The organism is Kushneria aurantia DSM 21353, from assembly GCF_000382245.1.
Lineage (GTDB): Bacteria > Pseudomonadota > Gammaproteobacteria > Pseudomonadales > Halomonadaceae > Kushneria > Kushneria aurantia.
This window is the reverse complement of the sequence record NZ_KB907868.1, coordinates 123,698-141,600: the sequence shown is the minus strand read 5'-3', so window position 1 is coordinate 141,600 and position 17,903 is coordinate 123,698. Positions and strand designations below refer to the sequence as shown.

The following is a 17,903-nucleotide window of genomic DNA, read 5'->3' as shown; positions in this document are numbered from 1 at the left end:
CCGTGGATATTGAGCCGCTGTCCTAACGGCCAGAGCCTGGACGGTCGATGTCATGGTGTCTTCTCCCCGTTATCATCATCGAGACGCTGTGCGGCGCTGCCGGGCAGCGCCAGCGGATCATTTTTCGACAGCGCCTGCATGAAAGCCTGCCCGATACCATAGAGCCTCGCCTCGCGGCGCGCCGTACCCAACAGTGAAAAATTGATGGGTACCCCGGCGCGCGTCAACCCCATCGGCAGGCTCAACTCCGGAAAGCCGGTAGCGGAGGCGATGTAACCCAGCGAGAACGGCGTATCGGCGCTGCACTCGTAGGGCTGATCGCGCTCGCCCTTGAGCGGCGGCGCCGGGCACGCCTCGGTGGGAAAAATCAGGGCATCGAGGTCGTTGTCACGCATGAAGCCGGCCAGCTCCTCGCGCAGCGCCGGAATGCGCCTCGAGACCACCTGCAGGTAGGCCGCCGATCCCGCCATGTGCTCATCGAGGCGCCGCTCCATCCCCTTGATGCGCGCCTTTTTGATCGGATGATCGACCACTGCACGACTGTTGAAGCGCTTGCACAGCGCCATCAGTTCCGAGAGGTTGTCGGGCTGATCGTCGCCGAACTGCTCCAGATAGCGCGCCAGCTGCGGCTCGAACTCGGCCTCGTGCACCGGCCCTACCACCTGCGGCCAGAGATCCTGATAGTAGCCGTTGAGTTCGGCGCGAACCGTTTCGCCGCCCAGCGTCCTGATCCGCTCCAGCACCTGCTCCAGACGCGCCTCGATTTCGCGATTGCCCATTTCGCGATGGGCAATCACACCCAGTTTCACCCCTTCAAGGGGGCGCGAACCGGCAGCGGGCGGACGCAGCGCCCGGCGCAGTTGAAACGGCGACTGTGCGTTGAAACCGGTGGCACTGTCATCGTCATCGCGCCCGGCCATGGCCGCCAGCACCCAGGCGTTGCCGGTCACCGTGCGGGTCAGCGGCGCCGGCGTATCAAATGACATCGCCAGCGGCATGATACCGTCGCGACTGATCCGCCCCAGCGTCGGGCGCATGGTCACCAGTCCGGTGGCATGCGCCGGACCGCGCGCCGAGCCTTCGGTGTCAGTGGCAATCGCAAAGGGGGCAAAACCCGCCGCCACTGCCGCCGCCGGGCCACTGCTGGAGCCCAGCACGCTGCGATCCAGCCGCCACGGGTTGCGCGTAATACCACCGCGCGAGCTATAGCCGGGCTGGCCATAGCTGGCTGCCAGCTCGGTCATGTTGGCCTTGCCCAGCAAAATCGCGCCGGCCGCCTGCAGGCGCTGCACCAGATGGGCGCTATCCTGCGGGTAAGCCCCCTTGAGCACCATCGAACCCGCCGAGGTGGGCAGACCGGCCACGTCGATATTGTCCTTGACCACGAAGGGAATGCCATAGAGCGGCCCATGGCCGTCCTCGTGGCGATGACGGTCGATCTCGCGGGCGCGTTCGAGGGCGTCCGGGACGCGATCCAGCATGGCATTGACCCGCGGCCCGCTATCGTCGAGAGCGCTCATGCGAGCGAAGTAGAAACGCACCAGCTGCTCGGAATCGACCAGACCGAGATCGAGCAGCACGCGCAGTTGGGGAAGGGTGCGCTCATCGAGCGCCAGCGGCAGCAGCGTTACCGATCGGTCGTTGCCACTGGCATTGACAGGCGCCAGCAGCGCGAGGAACGCGACCAGCAGCAGGGTAGCGACCGAAGTTTTATCGTGGATCGTGGTGGTCGGCATGGATAACCCTGTCGCGACGGCAAACCCTCATCCTTGCGCGCCAATCCCGCGCGATCAAGTCAATATGGGGTGACAATCGTAACAGTACGCCCGCTGCGCGGCGCTCCGGCGGATACCGACAGGATTATGTGGCGGCGCTGAGCAGCGTCAAGCGGCGCCCACGATGACAGCAGATCAGGTTGAGCGCGCAGAGGCGGGCAATCTCCACCGCCAGCTGCGAAGGGTGCGACAGCGTTGCGAGTGTGGGAATACCGGCGCGCACCACCTTCTGCACCAGTTCGAGGCTACAGCGGCTCGACAGCAGTACCATGGCGGGCAGTCGCCCGGCGGCCAGCCCCTCGCCGACCAGCTTGTCGAGCGCGTTGTGGCGGCCGATATCGATCCCTGTGGCCAGCCATTCGCCGGCGCTGTCAAAACCCAGCGCCATATGCAGACCGGGCCGGCCGGCCTCTTCGAGTCGCGCCAGCGCGCTTTCCAGCTGCGCCGGCGTAGGCGGCGCGACCGGCGGCAGGCGCTGCAGTCCTTCCATCATCTGCGCTTCCTCGGCACTGCCGCAGCGGCCACAGCTGGAGGAGGCCGAGGTCACCCGACGCCGCTCGCCGGCCAGCCGCTCGATATGCGCAGGCACCGCCAGGCGCAGCCGCACGCCGTGGCGCAGACGATCGCTGGTGACCGCCGCCACCTGGCCGGCGCGCGTGATCATGCCCTCGCTGAAGGCAAATCCCAGCGCCCAGTGTTCGAGATCATCGGGGGTCGCCAGCACCGAGGCGTAGGCGGTGTCGTTGAACGACAGCGTTACCGGCAGCTCAGTGGGACCGCCCAGCGCCTCGCCGGGCGTCTGGGTGGCGTCCTCGAAATCGAACAGTACCCCGCGATAGCCACCGCTGCCTGCTGTCATGTCGTGCTCCTTGCCGCTGACAGGCCTCATTGTGACACGCCTCGCCGGCTATCGCGCCGACCGGCACAGAAAAGTCCGACAGGCTGCTAGAATAATTTTCATTCAAGATCCGCTGATGCGCCACTCGACGGCGCTTCTGTCCACGCTCGTCCGGGAGTCTGGATGTTCGAACCTCTTTTCGACCAGAGTCTGGCGCGTTTTGCCACGACCCTGTGTGCCCGCCACGACGCCAGCGGACCGGTCATGCCGGCCGCACGGCTGCTGGAGCCCGCCACCCTCGACACGCTGCTCGACCGCTTCGCGGCGAGTCAGGTCGCCAACGAGCGGCGCGCGGTCGCGACCCAATGGTCAAAACACTATCTGAGCCAGCTGATCATCCCGGTGACGGTGGTGGAGCTGGTGCGCGACGTCCATCTCCCTACCGCTATCGACGAGCTGGGCATCGTGTTGGGGGACGACGGCACGCCCACGCAGTTCGTGCTGCCCCACGCCGGGGTGCCCAGCCTGGACAACGGCTGTGCCCGCTTCTGCGGACTGTTTCGCCGCCACCTGCGACCGCTGATCGAAACCCTGGCGCGCCATGTACATTTCTCGCCCAGGGTGCTGTGGAGCAACGCCGCGGTCTACTTCGAATACACCATCAATGCGCTGGCCGAGCAGGGCCCGGCCAGCGCGCGCGAGATCGCCGAGGCGCGGCAGATGATGCAAAGGCGTGAGCTGCCGGATCGCCAGCGCAACCCCTTTTACCGTCCGATCGACTATATCGATACCCTCGATGAGCACGGCACGCCAACACAGTGGCGCTGCCGACGCCTGTGCTGCCTGCGCTATCTCGACGACGCCCTGACGCTGTGTGGCAACTGTCCGCGACTCAAGAAAGCACACGGCGAGGCCTGAGCGCTCTACTGTGCTGCCCCGTCCGGGTTCAACGGCCGCCACTCGATCGGCCCCTGGTCGTCTTCCAGATCGAACACCTCACGCCCGCTCAGGTGATTGAGAATCACCCCCGAACGCCACGCCATCAGTGACAGCTGCGGCTCGGCGATGCCGTAGCGGGAGCGACCGGCGTTGACGGCGTAGATGCGACTGTCGGTGCCGCCCTGCCAGTCGTAGAGAAAGTGGCGCCCCACCGTGGCTTCTCCCCGCTCATCGCGACCAATGCTTTCAGCCAGCGGCGCCAGGCAGTCGGGCAGCGCCGATGCGAACCCCGTGGCAAAAATGACCACGTCGGCGTCGAAGCGCTCGCGGATGCCGGTGGGGCCGTGCACAGCGGTCAGCCCAAACCCGTCACCACAGCGGACCATATCGGCCGCTTCGCGGTGCGGCAGCAGATGCGCCCAGCGCGGCTCGCCCATGACGTCGAAGCGGTTATAGAGCGCCTGATAGATCGTCAGCAGCGCAGCCGGGGTAATACCGTCGCTGGCGTACTTCTGCGCCGCCACCTCGCGACGCCGAACGTCGGCGTCGAGATCGGCGAACTGGCGGGTATAGCCGGGAGTAAAATACTCGTTGGTGAAGGCGGTCTCGTCCAGCGGCTGGAAGTTGCGCCGCCGCGACAGCCAGTGAAGCGTTTTCGGCGGCCCCCAGTGGCCGCGCAGGCCGTTGAGAAAAATATCCGCGCCGCTCTGACCGCCGCCCACCACCACCACCCGCTGATTGGTGAAATCCCGCGCACGCAGGGCGACCGACTCGGCGTGCAGGCAACGCTCACCCTGAAAATCACGAGCGAAATCGGGCAGCCAGGGGCGCTTGCCACTGCCCACGCAGAGATGGCGAGCGCGGAAGTGGCGGGCGTCGGTACGCAGATGAAAGTGCTCGCCGTCATGGGTCACTTCACGCACCGGGTGGTCGAGCCAGACGTTATCCAGTCCCTCGGCCGCCCAGCGCAAATAATCGGAAAACTCGGCCCGCGACACGGTGGGCAGCTCGGCATTGAGGAAACGGTAGAAGCGCCGGTGCGCCACCAGATAGTTGAGAAAGGACCAGCGGCTGGTAGGGTCAACGCCGGTCACCAGATCCTTGAGAAAGCCGGTCTGCAGGTGCGTTTCCGGCAGCATCAGCCCCTCGTGCCAGATATAGCGCGACTGGGCGTCGAAAAAGCGCGTGGCCATTGCAGGCAGGTTGTCGGCGGCCAGCGCCGCCACGCTCAGATTGAAGGGGCCGGCGCCGATGCCGGCCAGATCGAGCAGCTCGACCGTATCAGCCATGGTCTCTGTCATTCCTTTTCGGGGTGGGCCCATGACGCCCTGGTCGTCATAGGCCCTGCTCATCCAGCGCCGCTTCGCCGTGGCGGCGCAGCGCGTCATCCGGCACCAGGCAGTGGTAGAGCGGGTTGTCGATCTCGTGGTCCATGTCCGGCAACATGCGCGCCGCGGCGCTGTCGTTGGCGTGCAGGAATTTCGAGCGGTTGAGGCCAAGGCGCAGAATGCGCGGCTTGAACAGCGAAAAACGCGCAAAACGTGACGCCAGCGACGGCCAGCGCGCCATATAGTCATCAAGTGCCCGGGCGCAGAGCTGATAAAAGCGCGCCTCGGCGACCCCCACCTGCGTCGCCAGCGGCGCCACGAAGCGCAGCAGGGTGACGAAGTGGCCGGTCTGCAGGTCGTGAATCAGCTTCTCCGGCGGCAGCCGTACCGTCGCCTCGAGCAGCTCGGCGGGCAGATCGGCCGCCTCGGGAAAATCGTCATCGACCAGTCGCAGATCGCCCTGAAAGTCCTTCAGCGCCATGCGCTGCGGCACGCCGTCACGCAGGATCAGCGTCAGGTTCTGACCGTGGGCGATGATGATGACGCCGTAGCGACAGATGAGATGATACATGGGGATCAGGCTGGCCTCGAACATGCGCACCAGCCACTGCTCGGCATTAATACCGGCGGCAGCGATATAGGCCGCCAGCCAGCTTCTGCCGCCGCCGTCGCACTGCATCAGCTCGGCCATGGTCAGCGCCTGCTCGCCCGCCTGCACCCGTGGCGCCAACCCCTCGCGCCAGATCACCCCGCACAGCTCGCGGTAGCGATAGGGCGCCTCCGCCAGGCCTTGGTAGCGCCGATGCTCGACGACCGCCGCGGCAGGTTCGGCGAGAATTTCCAGCCCCGCGCGGCGAAACTCGTCGTCGTCCGCGGCGCGACATTGCAGCCAGTGCGAGGCTGCCGGGCCGGCCAGCATGTACTGTCCGGGAATGCCGCGATAGCTGGAGGTGTTCATGATCGTCAGCGGCAGCTTGATATCGAAAACGCCGGGACGGCTGACATTGGTCAGGGTGCGCAGTGACTGTTGGGCCACGAAATCATCGCCGAATTCGCCCAGCCACGCCATATCACCGCGACCGATATCCTCGACGTGCAACATGGCGAGAATGCGCTGCCACTGCCAGGGGTGTAGCGGCATCAGGGCGAAATCGCTCTCCGCCTCGCCCTGCTCGACGCACAGGCGCCGGCGGGCATCGAACAGCGCCTTTTTCTGCGCGTCATCCAGCACGCTGTCGAGCAGCTCATCGTCGTCGATCGCCCGGTGGCTCGAAAGCAGCCGACTGCGTCGCACCGCCAGCCAGCCGAGCCGAAAGGGGTGCAGGTACTCCGGCGCATAGCGCGCCAGCGCCTCGCGCCCCCAGCCGCGCCGGCCCTTGTTGAAAAGGAACTTGGGGTGGCCGTCGAGCAGCGCCTGGCGCTGCGGTTCGTCGAGGCAAATGGCCTCGCCAGCCGGGAGGCGTTCATGCACGGCCAGCAGCCAGCAGTCACCGCGCAGGGTGTTGTAGAGATCCTCCAGATGCTCGGCGAGGTGGTCGTCCTGCATCCCCATACCGGGGGCGAGCGCCAGCAGCAGCTCGGCGGCGTCGATGTCGCGATCGTCGCCAAAGGGCGGGTGCAGTGAGACCGGGTCGATCATCAGCTGACCCCAGAGATTGACCTCGGCGTCGAACCGCCACACGCCGCAGGCGCTGCTGTCGGCGCTGGTACTACGCTCTTCGGCCGCCACCGGGGCAATATCCAGACGCCAGCCGTGGCCTGCGGTATCGCGCTCGGGCCGCAGTATCTGCTCCCACGCCAGTTCACTGATCATTTTCGCCACCAGCGCCCGGTTGGCACGGCGCCAGTGGCGGCGGATCGCCGTTTCCGGGTCGAGCGTCGCCAGGGGCGCCGGCAGCAGGGTGCGGTAGCCGTGTATCCCGTCACCTCGGCCCATTACATCACCTCGGCAAAAAAGTGACGGCGCGTGCCCATCACCAGCGCGGCGCGCTTGTCGGGCAGGTCGAACTCGCCGTGGCTGAAAAGTCCCAGTCGTTCGAGGTGGCGAAAGATACGCTCATTGCCGGCATCAGGCTCCAGCACCACGCGCTCGGTGCGCGGCTCGCTCAGGTAGGCGTAGTGCTGCAGGGCACTCAGCCAGCCGTCAACGAAGTGCGCGCCGCGGAAGTTATCCTCGCCGACCAGCACGTGCAGGCCGCGGTCGAACGCCTGCCAGCCATAATAGCCGCCCAATACGTCCTCGGGCGCCCAGTAGAGCTCGAAGTAGCCGAACGGCTCGCCGTCGAACTCACCGATCAGCGACAGCCGATGCGGCTCGGCAAGACGCTGCGTCATCCACTCGTCGAAAGCGGCGCGAGGCTTGTTCTGCTGCCAGAAACGCGCCACACGTTCGCACTGCATCCAGCCGTGCAGGCGCTCGACATCTCGCTCGAACTCGCATACGCGCAGCCGCAGAGTCATTTGCAGGCGCGGATCGAAACGCGCATAAACGCTGCCGCGAGGTTTGGGCGGACGGCGCGGCAGACCGCGCTGGATATCAAAGGGCTGGGCGTCATAGCGCGACTGCAGCCAGTGCCAGGGGCGCTGATAAAAGCTTTCGCGCAGCACATGGGGTGCCCCCAGCGCCTGGCACAGCGGATACCAGTTCGGATCGGCGCGCCAGCTATCGTCGAGGATCAACAGCCGGCAGTGGCGGCGAGTGGCAAAGTGGTGATCGATCGCCGCCGGCAGGGGTCGCTCGGCGCACTCTTCAAGGCGCTCGGCGGTGGCATCGGATAGCGACATGGCGGCTCTCCTGAACGGAAAAGGGGTCAGTGCAATGCGTCGACACGGCGTGGTGACATCAAGGATTACAGCATAGAAAAAATTCGGGCTCTCCTGCTGCAGGAGATCGAAAAAGCGCGACCGGCGCACCCGCCCGAAGCAACGCCGCCGCGGAGACAGGGGCCGCGCACAGCGGCATCCGGCACATTTTTACGCTTTCTTTACGCTCCGACACCGGTTTTGACATCGAATTTTTACACCCGCCGCAGCGAGACTGAGCGCCTCCATTTCATACCCCTGAAGGAGATCGACCATGTCCTGGATAATGCTGCTGGTGGCACTTGCAACCACCCTCTATCTGCTGGCAGCCGTGTGCTGGCCGGAGCGGTTCTGACCATGACGATCATACTGCTGATCTATGTCCTGCTGGCCGTACTGGCAGTGCCGCTGGGGCTCTATATGGGCCGGGCGCTGGACAGCCGACATACGTCCCGGTTCGATCGCTTCTTCGCCCCGCTGGAGTCGGGCCTGATGCGACTGGCCGGGATCGATGCACAGGCCTCGATGAGCTGGTCATCCTATGCGCTGGCGCTGATCAAACTCAATCTGCTGCTGATCCTGCTGGCGTGGCTGGTGTTCATGGCGCAGGGCGTGCTGCCCCTCAACCCCGACCGGATTGCCGGCATGAACTGGAGCACGGCGCTGCACACGGCAGTGTCCTTTGTCACCAATACCGACCAGCAGCACTACTCCGGCCAGGCCCAGCTCTCCTACCTGAGTCAGACGCTGGCGATCGTGACGCTACAGTTCCTCTCCCCGGCAACCGGGCTGGCGGTGCTGCTGGCGATCGCGCGGACACTACTGCGAAGGGGCGACGGCACCACGGCCGGTAACAGCTCGGGACAACACGGCGTGGGCAACTACTACGTGGATCTGGTTCGCATCGTCATTCGAGTGCTGCTGCCGCTGTCGCTGGTGGTGGCACTACTGCTGGTGTGGCAGGGGGTGCCCGCCAGTTGGCAGGGAGCGCAGAGCGTCACCATGCTCGACGGCGGGACGACGCAGATCATTCCCCGTGGGCCGGTGGCGCCGATGGTGGCAATCAAGCAGTTGGGCACCAACGGCGGCGGCTGGTATGGGCCGAATTCGAGCGTGCCGCTGGAGAATCCCGACCTGCTGTCCAATGTGATCGAAACCCTCGCCATTATGCTGATTCCGGTCGCCTCGCTGGTGGCAGTAGGCGTCATCAGCGGCCGGCGCCGGCTGATGATCGGCATTGGCGCGGTGATGGTCGCCCTGTCATTGATCAGCACGACCCTCGTCATGGTTTCGGAGCGCGGTCCCAACTCCGCCCTGCAGGGTGTAGCGATCGCCGGCAGTCACAATATGGAGGGCAAGGAGCTGCGCTTTGGCAGCGACCTTTCGGCGCTGTGGGGCAGCTGGACCACTCAGACCTCCAACGGTTCGGTCAATGCCATGCACGATAGCTTCAATCCCCTCGGCGGTATGACCCTGCTGATGGACATGTTCGTCAATGTCGCCTTCGGTGGCGTCGGCGTGGGGCTGATCGGCTATCTGCTGTATCTAATGCTGGCCGCCTTCATGGGGTCGTTGATGATCGGCCGCGCACCGGAGCTGTTCGGCAAGCCGCTGGAGACCCGCGAGATACGCTGGATCTCGCTGGCAATTCTCGCCCAGCCGCTGCTTATTCTGGGGTTGAGCGCCATCACGGTCTCCTTTCCGTCACTGACCGGCAACAGCAACCCGGGCTTTCACGGTCTCTCCCAGGTGCTCTATGAGTATACCTCGGCGTTCGCCAACAACGGCTCGGGCTTCGAGGGGCTCGCGGACGCCTCGACGTGGTGGAACCTGACCTGTGTGGTGGCACTGCTGATCGGCCGCTTCCTGCCCATGCTGGTGCCGCTGGCGGTAGCCGGCTGGCTCGCCGGCAAGCGCACCGCCCCGGCCGGTCGCGGCAGTCTGGCGCTGGACAGCGGTCCCTTCCTGGCGCTGAGTGTCGGCACCATCGTGATCGTCAACCTGCTCGGCTTCATGCCCGCCCTGGTGCTGGGTCCGATCGCCGAACAACTGACTGCGGGTTAAGGAGATCAACATGACAAACCTGTCATCACGTCGGCACCACCACGGCAGCCGGATGCCGCCCGCCACCCTGATCGGCGAATCGCTGCGCCGGCTGCATCCACGCAGCCTGGCACGCAATCCGGTCATGGCGGTCGTTGCCATCGGCACCCTGGTCTGTCTGCTCTACACCCTGCTGTCGTTCATCGACGGCGACGGTCAAACGGCATTCACCCTGATCGTGTCGCTGATTCTGCTCGCCACCCTGCTCTTCGCCAACGCCGCCGAGGCGGTGGCGGAGGCGCGCGGCAAGGCCCATGCCGGCAGCCTGCGGGCGACCCGCGGGGAGCTGCGCGCGCGCCGTTTGATTGCCGGCGTCGAAGAGGACATCGACGCCGGCCAGCTGCGTCGCGGCGACCGTGTGCGGGTTGCCGCCGGAGAGTTGATTCCCGCCGACGGCGAGATCGTCGAGGGGGCCGGATCGATCAACGAATCCGCCGTGACCGGCGAATCGGCCCCCGTCCTGCGCGAGGCGGGTACCGACAACAGCGGCGTCAGTGCCGGCACCAAGCTGCTCTCCGACGATATCGTGGTCGAAGTCAGCGTCGACCCCGGCGAGTCGCTGCTCGATCAGATGATCGCCCTGGTGGAGGGCGCCAGCCGCCAGAAAACTCCCAGCGAACTGGCGCTCTCGGTACTGCTCGCCACCCTCACACTGATCTTTGTGATCGTGGTGGTCAGCCTGGTGCCGATGGCCCACTTCACCGGCGCCAGCACCTCCATCGTGATGCTGGTGGCGCTGCTGGTATGTCTGATTCCGACCACCATCGGCGGCCTGCTGCCGGCCATCGGCATTGCCGGCATGGAGCGGGCAATGCGCGCCAACCTGGTGGCGCGATCCGGCAAGGCGGTGGAGATCGCCGGCAGCATCGACACGCTGCTGCTCGACAAGACCGGCACCATCACCCTCGGCGATCGTCGCGCTACCGAGTTCGCACCCTGCCCGGGGATCGACAGGACGCGGCTGCGCGATATCGCCGCACTCTGCTCGCTGGCCGATCCGACCCCGGAAGGGCGCTCTATCGTGGCGCTGGCGCGCGAACTCGGCGCTCACCCGCAGGCGCCCGAACAGGCCGAGGTCGTCGCCTTCAGCGCCGCCACCCGGGTCTCCGGGCTCGACTTCAGCGATGGCCGCCAGTGGCGCAAGGGCGCCCCCAACGCCATCGCCGCGATGGTGCAGCAACAGGGCGGACGACTTCCACCCGACTTCGACGGACTGGTCGAGCGCATTTCGCGCGATGGCGCGACGCCATTGGCGGTGGCCGAAGGCAGCGTGCTGCTGGGCGTTATCGCGCTTTCCGATGTGATCAAACAGGGGATCGCCGAGCGCTTCGCCCAGCTGCGTGAGGTGGGCGTCAGAACGGTGATGGTAACCGGCGACAACCCCATTACCGCCGCCGCCATCGCCGCCGAGGCAGGGGTCGACGACTATATTGCCGAGGCCACGCCGGAGCGCAAGCTCGAACTGATCCGCAGCGAGCAGGCCGGCGGGCGGCTGGTGGCGATGATGGGGGATGGTACCAACGACGCTCCGGCGCTGGCGCAGGCCGATCTGGGGCTGGCGATGAACTCCGGCACCCAGGCAGCGCGGGAGGCGGCCAATATGGTTGACCTCGACTCCGACCCCGGCAAGCTGCTGAACGCCGTGGAGATCGGTAAACAGTTGTTGATCACCCGCGGCGCGCTGACGACCTTTTCGCTGGCCAACGATATCGCCAAATACTTCGCCATTCTGCCGGCGATCTTCGCCGCCGGGATTCCTGCTCTGGCGGCGCTGGATGTCCTCGATTTGCACTCCCCACGCTCGGCGGTGCTGTCGGCGGTGATCTTCAACGCCCTGGTGATTCCCGCACTGATTCCCTTTGCGCTGCGTGGCGTGCGCTTTCGTGCGGTTTCCGCCAGCGCCATGCTGCGGCGCAATCTACTGCTCTATGGGCTGGGCGGCGTGCTGCTACCGTTTCCGGCAATCAAGGCCATCGATCTGGTGGTGGGGCTGTTTTTCTGACCCGCGGGGTCAGCGCGAAGCGGCGGCGCGTCACTGCCCGCCATGGCGAATGTCCAGGGAGAGATATCATGTCATTGCACACCTTTCGCCGCCATTGTCGAAGCGGCTGGCTGACCACGCTACGTCTGACGCTGGTGATGGCCCTGCTGCTGGGGCTGGCCTACCCACTGGTGGTCGTCACACTGGGTCAACTGTGGTTTCCCCATCAGGCCAACGGCAGTCTGCTGGCTGACAGCAAGGGGCGGGTGGTCGGCTCTGCGCTGGTCGGCCAGGCCTTTACCAGCGACCGCTACTTCCAGGGGCGTCCCTCTGCGGTAGACTATGCTGCCGACCAACTCGGCGGCTCCAACCTCGCGCCGAGCAATCCGGCCCTGCGCCAACGGGTACTGAGCGACGCCCGCCGCATCACCGCCCGTGATGGTGTCGCCGTCGGCGAGATTCCCGTCGATCTGCTCACCGCCTCCGGGTCGGGCATTGATCCTGACATCAGCATGGCCGGCGCCGAACTGCAGATGGCGCGAATCGCACGAGTGCGCGGTATGGCCGTCAAGGATGTACAAGCACTGGTGGCGCGTTATGGGCGTCGCGATGGCAACATCAATGTGCTGCGTCTCAACCTTGCGCTGGATGGTATCGATATTCAGCCACAATAACCCATGACGAAGAGGCAAGGCCGTGAACAAGCCCGCCCACCACCGGCGCCCGAACCCCGACGCGCTGCTGGCCAGCACCCGCAGCGACAGCGGCGGTGTACTGCGCCTCTTTTTCGGCGCGGCTCCCGGCGTGGGCAAGACCAGTGCCATGCTGCGTGCCGCCCGGGCCCGGGCGCGGGAGGGAGACGATGTGCTGCTGGGGGTGATCGAGAGCCACGGGCGCGCTGATACCGAACGCCTCTGCCGGGACCTTGCGGCACTGCCGCCGATCGCCCGCGAGTATCGCGGCCGGCATTTTCACGAATTCGACCTGGACGCCACCCTGGCGCGCCGCCCCGCTATCGTGCTGGTCGACGAACTGGCCCATCGCAACATTCCTGGTGGCCGCCACGCCCGCCGCTGGCAGGATATCGAGGAACTGCTCGATGCCGGGCTGGAAGTGTGGACAACGCTCAATGTCCAGCACGTCGAAAGCCTCAACGACGACGTTGCTCGCATCACCGGTATCCGCATGCGCGAAACTGTGCCGGATCGGCTGATCGCACGGGCTCGCGACGTGTCGCTGATCGACCTGACGCCGCAGGAACTGATCGAGCGTCTGCAGCAGGGCAAGGTCTATGTGCCGGAGCAGGCTCGCGCGGCGCTGGCGCACTACTTCTCGCCCGGCAACCTGACCGCGCTGCGCGAACTGGCCCTGCAGGTGATGGCTCAGCGGCTGGATCACGACGTGCGCCGCGTAATGGACGCCAGCGGCGTCGCCGGCCCCTGGCCGGTGCGGGCGAGGTTGCTGGTGGTGGTCAGGGGGCTGCGCGGCGACCACGCCCTGCTGCGCTCCGCCAGCCGCTGGGCGCAGCGCCACCAGGCGCCGTGGGAGGTGATCCAGCTGGCGTCGCCGCAAACGCATGACACTGCTGCTGCCGGCGAATGCGGCGATCTTCGCCAGCAGGCCGGACAGCTCGGCGGGCGCTGGAGCACCCTCGCCGGCGACGACCCGCTGGCAGAACTGCTCGATCACGCCGCCCACCATAATGTGACCGCCGTGATGATCGCCCGCAGCCCTGACCGCTACCACTGGTGGCAGCCGCCGCTGGTCGATCGCCTGCTGCGGCGACGGCCCCCCTTTGATGTTATCGTCTGCGCCGCGCTGGAGCGTCGCGCCGAGCCGCCGTCACGGCCTCGTCCGTGGGTCGGCCTCGCCGACTGGCTCTGGCCGCTGCCCTGCGTTGGCCTCGCCACCCTGGTGGCCCAGTTTCTGGCCAGCCAGGTGGAACTGGCCAACCTGTCGCTGGTGTTTCTCGCCGCCGTACTCTTCTGCGCCCTGCGCGCCGGCACCCGCTCGGCAATGCTGGCGGTACTGCTCAGCACTCTGAGCTTCAACTTCTTTTTCACCGCACCGCGCTTTACGCTGGTCATGATTGAACAGAACCAGCTGCTGACCGTCGCGATCTTCTGCCTCGTGGGGCTGGCTGCCGGACAGCTGGCCGGCCGCGCCAGGCGACAGCTGAAACTGCTGCGCCAGAGCCGCCATCAGATTCAGGAGCTGCTGGCGATCTCCCGCGCGCTGGCGAGTGCGGCGGGACGCGATCAGGTCCGCTCGATCGCGGTCACCGCACTCGCCGATCATCTGCATCTCCCCTGCGTCTTCGTGGAGAGTGAAACGCCCACCGCCACAGCGCAGGTCAGCGCCGCTCATCCGGGCGATATTCACCTCACTGCCGAGGCGCTGCAGGCCGCCCGCTGGAGCCTGCAAAAAGGCCGCCCCTGCGGTCACGGCACTCACACCCTGGCCGCCCAGCGCTGGCGCTTCATTCCGGTCAACGAGGAGCGCTCCAGCAGCGGCCATGTGGTCAGCGGTGTACTCGGCCTGGCGCTGGCCGACCGCCGCGACGATAGCCAACCCGGCGCGCCCCGCAGCGAGCTGGAAGAGAGCGAGCAGGCACTGGTCGACAGCCTCGTCAACCAGCTCGGCAACGCCCTCGCACGCACCCATCTGGTGGCCGATTTGAGCGCGGCGCGAGTGGCCGAGGAGAACGAGCGGCTACGCTCGGCGCTGCTGTCGTCTGTCTCTCACGATCTGCGCACCCCCCTGGCCTCGATCATCGGTTCGGCCAGTTCGCTGCGCGATCTGGGGGCCGAGCTCAGCGCCAGCGACCGCAGCGAGCTGCTCGATGGTATCCTCGGCGAGAGCGAGCGCCTCGATCGCTACATTCAGAACCTGCTCGACATGACCCGACTGGGCCAGGGTGAACTGAAGCTGGAGCGCGACTGGGTAGCGCTCTCCGACATCGTCGCCGCAGCGCTGCGGCGGCTCGCTTCGGTGATAGCGCCGCTGTGCGTGGAGCGCCATTTCGAACCCGATCTGCCGCTGCTGCATGTGCACCCGGCGCTGATCGAACAGGCGCTGGTCAACGTCATCGAGAACGCCGCGCGTTTCTCGCCGGTCGGCGGCCGACTGCGCATCGCCGCCGCATGCGAGAACAGCCACATGGTCATTCGGATCGCCGACCAGGGGCCGGGCATCCCCGAAGCGCAGCGTGAAGAGATCTTCGACATGTTCACTTCCCTCGGCGTGGGCGATCGCCGCCCCAGCGGCAGCGGTCTGGGACTGGCCATCTGCCGCGGCATGATCGGCGCCCACGGCGGCGAGATCAGCGCCACCGCGGCCGACTGGGGGGCGGGGACCGAAATCGTGATTCGGCTGCCGCTCGGGGAACCGCCCGCCGAAGAGAGTGACACCCCGCCGCTGCCGAACCGGAAGGAGACATGAACAGTGCCACACCCGGTGCGCCGGGACCCTGCATCCTGCTGATCGAGGATGAGCGTCAGATCCGCCGCTTCATGCGTATCAGTCTGGCCTCGCAGGGTTATGAAGTGGTCGAAGCCGACAGCGGCAGCGACGGGGTCATGGCCTTCTCCCGCGAGCGGCCCGATCTGGTTCTGCTCGATCTCGGCCTGCCCGATATCGACGGTATGGAAGTACTCGATGCCCTCCGCTCGCAGCGGGACGTCCCCATCCTGGTGGTTTCGATACGCGCCAGCGAAGCGGAGAAGGTCGCCGCCCTCGATGCCGGCGCCAACGACTACATTACCAAACCCTTCGGCGTGCAGGAGCTGCTGGCGCGGATTCGCGCGGCGCTACGCACCTCGACCCCCGCAACGCCGCAAACCCGCCTGTCGATCGGCGACCTGGTCCTCGATTTCAACGCGCGGCGCGTGCTCCGGGCGGGACAGCCGGTTCACCTGACGCCGCGGGAGTATGCAGTGCTGCGATATCTCGCCCAACAGCCCGATCGGGTCATCACCCAGCACCAGTTACTGACCGAGATCTGGGGGCCGGTTCACGCTCACGACACCCACTACCTGCGCATTGTCGTCAGCCGCCTGCGTCAGAAGCTGGGTGACGATCCCGATAACCCCCGCCTGATCCAGACCGAAGCCGGTGTCGGCTATCGGCTGCTGACCTGCTGACCTGCTGAACAGCCCCCACGGCGCGAATCGGGTTGGGGACGCTGATATAGATCCGCGACGGGTCGTCCAGCGTCGACTCGTTGATCCCCGCCAGATAGCAGAAGAAATTGCCCTTGGCGGCGAAGTGCGGCGCGTCAAGCAGGTGTTCGAGCAGTACCGGATCACTCGCCTCACGCCCGCGCTGCTGCACGGCGAGTGCTTCGAGGAAGGCGCGCAGGCGCGACATCAACGCTCTTTCGTCGGCCAGTCCGGCCTCGGCCAGCGCGGCGCTGACCGCCATGGTGGCGTTGAGCATCACATAATAGGGAAAGTAGCGCATCAGCATGTCAGAGGTAATGCGATGGTCGGCGCTGACCGTTTCGTCAGGATAGCGGGTGAAGAAGTGCTCGGTCACGCCACTGCCCTGGCAGTCGCGGTAGACCACCCCTACCGGACGCTCGCCGTCAAGACGCAGCACGATGTTCTGCTGGTGGGCAAGCAGCACGATGCCCTCTTCGGTCACCAGTCGGATCAGCGGTGACAGCACCGCCTCGCAGTAGTCGTCGAACCACTGCTCGGCGGCGTGCTGCGGCGTCCAGCCCCGAGACTCGGCCAGGCGGCGCACGCCGGCCGACAGCAGCGTCTCGCCACCCTCGGCGAGCGGCTGGGTGAGCGTCGCCAGCACTGCCAGCGGCGTCTCGCCGTCGCGGATGGGGTTGTCGCGCAGCAGGGCCAGGCTCGCCTCCTCGATCTCGCCGGCGGCATCCTTCCAGCCCAGCCAGGCGGGCTCCTGCAGCAGCTGAAAACGGCTGCGGATATCGGCGGCCACCCGCGGCCACCAGCGGTCGAGGCGCAGCCCGCGCATCACTTCATCGGCGTGCAGCACCCGCACCGAATTGGTCAGTCGCGCTGACAGCGAGCCCTTGACCATCCACTCGGCCTGCGGCGACCACAGCGAGCGGTGCGAACTGGTGGGGTACCACCAGCGCCCGCCCTCTTCGGCCGACGGCCCGGGCTCCTCGCCCAGAATACGCAGCTCGTCAGCATCGAGCAGCGCCCTGACCTCCTCGCGCCCGGCGAGAAAGCGCGCCTGCCAGGGGTGCAGCGGCAGCGCGCAGTAGTCCTCCGGCAGCCGGGTGGCCAGCGTCGCCGGCAGCAGGTCGTGCAACAGCGCACCGGCGCTGGCTTCGCGCGATGAAGCGCCCACCGCGCGTTGGGGCGCAATAGCCCACCACTGCAGGCGAAAGCGAGCGCGATGCTCGGGGGTAAAGGCGCGCGCCTCCTCCTCGCTGAAAGGGGCACGGGATTTCGGCGCCGGGTGAAAGTCGTGGCCTACCAGCAGCCCCTGTTCGGCCATCAGAAAGCCCACCGGCCCGTCGCCAAGACGCTCGAGATCGTCGCGCTCGGCCAGCGAAGCGGCGATGTTGTCGCGGCTGGCGGTGACGCTTGCGAGAAAGTCATCGCGGCGCCGTCCGTCAAGCTCACCGATCAACGGATGGCACGCCACCGCCGGCGCCTCGAGCAGCCGCGCCACCGCCTCGATAAAGGCGATCTCGCGGCGCTCGCCGTTCTCCTCCAGTTGCAGTGGCAATTGCAACCGGCAGCGTCCGGCAAGGCTGCGATGCACAAGGGTAATGCGCAGTCGGTGCTCATCACGCCCATCCAGCGCCACCACCGCGACCGCCCTCTCGCCATCGGCTTCGAGCCGCCAATCGTCGATCTCGCGCAGCAGGGCGTTGAAAAAGGCGGTTGCCGCCAGTCGGTCAGCGTGGGCGGCGCTCGACGCCGCGGCGCCAGGGGCGTTCTCGTCGGACATGACAACTCCACAAACAGGGGCCGACAACCAGGTGATGACGGCGATGACGGCAAGCATAGCTGATGGCAGCGCTGGCGGGGCGCATGATGACATGCCTTCGAATGATTTTGATAACCCTTCTCATCTGGGCTAAAGTAGCCCTCCAGCAAGGCGCACTGTCGGCTCCCTTTCGGGAATGTGCCGATATCGCAGGACTCGTG

General features: G+C 66.4%; 12 protein-coding genes. 6 read left to right on the top strand and 6 right to left on the bottom strand.

Annotated features, from left to right (window positions below; genetic code table 11):
- Positions 1-50: 50 nt before the first annotated feature.
- Positions 51-1,736 (bottom strand): amidase family protein, encoded by a 1,686-nt coding sequence (locus H146_RS18760; RefSeq protein WP_019951206.1) that lies wholly within the window; start codon positions 1,734-1,736, stop codon positions 51-53.
- Between the two features lie 124 nt (positions 1,737-1,860).
- Positions 1,861-2,634, bottom strand: coding sequence for a formate dehydrogenase accessory sulfurtransferase FdhD (locus H146_RS18755; protein WP_019951205.1), 774 nt, complete (start codon positions 2,632-2,634; stop codon positions 1,861-1,863).
- Between the two features lie 162 nt (positions 2,635-2,796).
- Between H146_RS18755 and fhuF the strand changes: the two genes are divergently transcribed.
- A complete protein-coding gene (gene fhuF / locus H146_RS18750; protein WP_019951204.1) occupies positions 2,797-3,531 on the top strand; it encodes a siderophore-iron reductase FhuF in 735 nt (244 codons plus the stop codon).
- A 5-nt stretch (positions 3,532-3,536) separates the two neighbouring features.
- Here fhuF and H146_RS0107215 read toward each other — a convergent pair whose 3' ends face one another.
- Genes H146_RS0107215 through H146_RS18740 form a run of 3 tightly spaced genes read right to left on the bottom strand, consistent with a single transcriptional unit; the run spans position 3,537 to position 7,664 of the window.
- Entirely contained in the window at positions 3,537-4,841 is a 1,305-nt protein-coding gene (locus H146_RS0107215) for a lysine N(6)-hydroxylase/L-ornithine N(5)-oxygenase family protein (protein ID WP_019951203.1), read from the bottom strand.
- 46 nt (positions 4,842-4,887) lie between these two features.
- Positions 4,888-6,816 (bottom strand): IucA/IucC family protein, encoded by a 1,929-nt coding sequence (locus H146_RS18745; RefSeq protein WP_019951202.1) that lies wholly within the window; start codon positions 6,814-6,816, stop codon positions 4,888-4,890.
- Entirely contained in the window at positions 6,816-7,664 is an 849-nt protein-coding gene (locus H146_RS18740; protein ID WP_019951201.1) for a GNAT family N-acetyltransferase, read from the bottom strand. Before H146_RS18740 ends, H146_RS18745 begins: the two co-directional genes overlap by 1 nt.
- A 375-nt stretch (positions 7,665-8,039) precedes the next feature.
- Here H146_RS18740 and kdpA point away from each other — a divergent pair, with 375 nt between their 5' ends.
- The 5 genes from kdpA (at position 8,040) to H146_RS0107175 (ending at position 15,908) form a co-directional block, all read left to right on the top strand.
- Entirely contained in the window at positions 8,040-9,746 is a 1,707-nt protein-coding gene (gene kdpA / locus H146_RS0107195; protein ID WP_019951200.1) for a potassium-transporting ATPase subunit KdpA, read from the top strand.
- A 10-nt stretch (positions 9,747-9,756) separates the two neighbouring features.
- Positions 9,757-11,787, top strand: coding sequence for a potassium-transporting ATPase subunit KdpB (gene kdpB, locus H146_RS0107190; protein WP_019951199.1), 2,031 nt, complete (start codon positions 9,757-9,759; stop codon positions 11,785-11,787).
- Positions 11,788-11,855: 68 nt separating this feature from the next.
- Positions 11,856-12,440 carry a potassium-transporting ATPase subunit KdpC gene (gene kdpC / locus H146_RS0107185; RefSeq protein ID WP_019951198.1) on the top strand — a complete coding sequence of 195 codons (585 nt, stop codon included), beginning with the start codon at positions 11,856-11,858 and terminating at the stop codon, positions 12,438-12,440.
- Positions 12,441-12,462: 22 nt separating this feature from the next.
- Positions 12,463-15,207, top strand: coding sequence for a sensor histidine kinase (locus H146_RS0107180; RefSeq protein ID WP_019951197.1), 2,745 nt, complete (start codon positions 12,463-12,465; stop codon positions 15,205-15,207).
- Positions 15,204-15,908, top strand: a complete 705-nt coding sequence (locus H146_RS0107175; RefSeq protein WP_019951196.1) for a response regulator — start codon at positions 15,204-15,206, stop codon at positions 15,906-15,908. Before H146_RS0107180 ends, H146_RS0107175 begins: the two co-directional genes overlap by 4 nt.
- Here H146_RS0107175 and H146_RS18735 read toward each other — a convergent pair.
- Complete coding sequence (locus H146_RS18735; RefSeq protein WP_019951195.1) at positions 15,814-17,703, bottom strand: IucA/IucC family protein; 1,890 nt, start codon at positions 17,701-17,703, stop codon at positions 15,814-15,816. The two genes, H146_RS0107175 and H146_RS18735, sit on opposite strands and share 95 nt — an antisense overlap.
- Positions 17,704-17,903: the final 200 nt, after the last annotated feature.

Coding starts and splice junctions, on each gene's coding strand:
- H146_RS18755 (WP_019951205.1), bottom strand. CDS start 2,634: ATGACAGCAGGCAGCGGTGGCTATCGCGGGGTACTGTTCGATTTCGAG.
- H146_RS18745 (WP_019951202.1), bottom strand. CDS start 6,816: ATGGGCCGAGGTGACGGGATACACGGCTACCGCACCCTGCTGCCGGCG.
- H146_RS18760 (WP_019951206.1), bottom strand. CDS start 1,736: ATGCCGACCACCACGATCCACGATAAAACTTCGGTCGCTACCCTGCTG.
- kdpA (WP_019951200.1), top strand. CDS start 8,040: ATGACGATCATACTGCTGATCTATGTCCTGCTGGCCGTACTGGCAGTG.
- H146_RS18735 (WP_019951195.1), bottom strand. CDS start 17,703: ATGTCCGACGAGAACGCCCCTGGCGCCGCGGCGTCGAGCGCCGCCCAC.
- H146_RS18740 (WP_019951201.1), bottom strand. CDS start 7,664: ATGTCGCTATCCGATGCCACCGCCGAGCGCCTTGAAGAGTGCGCCGAG.
- kdpC (WP_019951198.1), top strand. CDS start 11,856: ATGTCATTGCACACCTTTCGCCGCCATTGTCGAAGCGGCTGGCTGACC.
- H146_RS0107215 (WP_019951203.1), bottom strand. CDS start 4,841: ATGGCTGATACGGTCGAGCTGCTCGATCTGGCCGGCATCGGCGCCGGC.
- H146_RS0107175 (WP_019951196.1), top strand. CDS start 15,204: ATGAACAGTGCCACACCCGGTGCGCCGGGACCCTGCATCCTGCTGATC.
- kdpB (WP_019951199.1), top strand. CDS start 9,757: ATGACAAACCTGTCATCACGTCGGCACCACCACGGCAGCCGGATGCCG.
- fhuF (WP_019951204.1), top strand. CDS start 2,797: ATGTTCGAACCTCTTTTCGACCAGAGTCTGGCGCGTTTTGCCACGACC.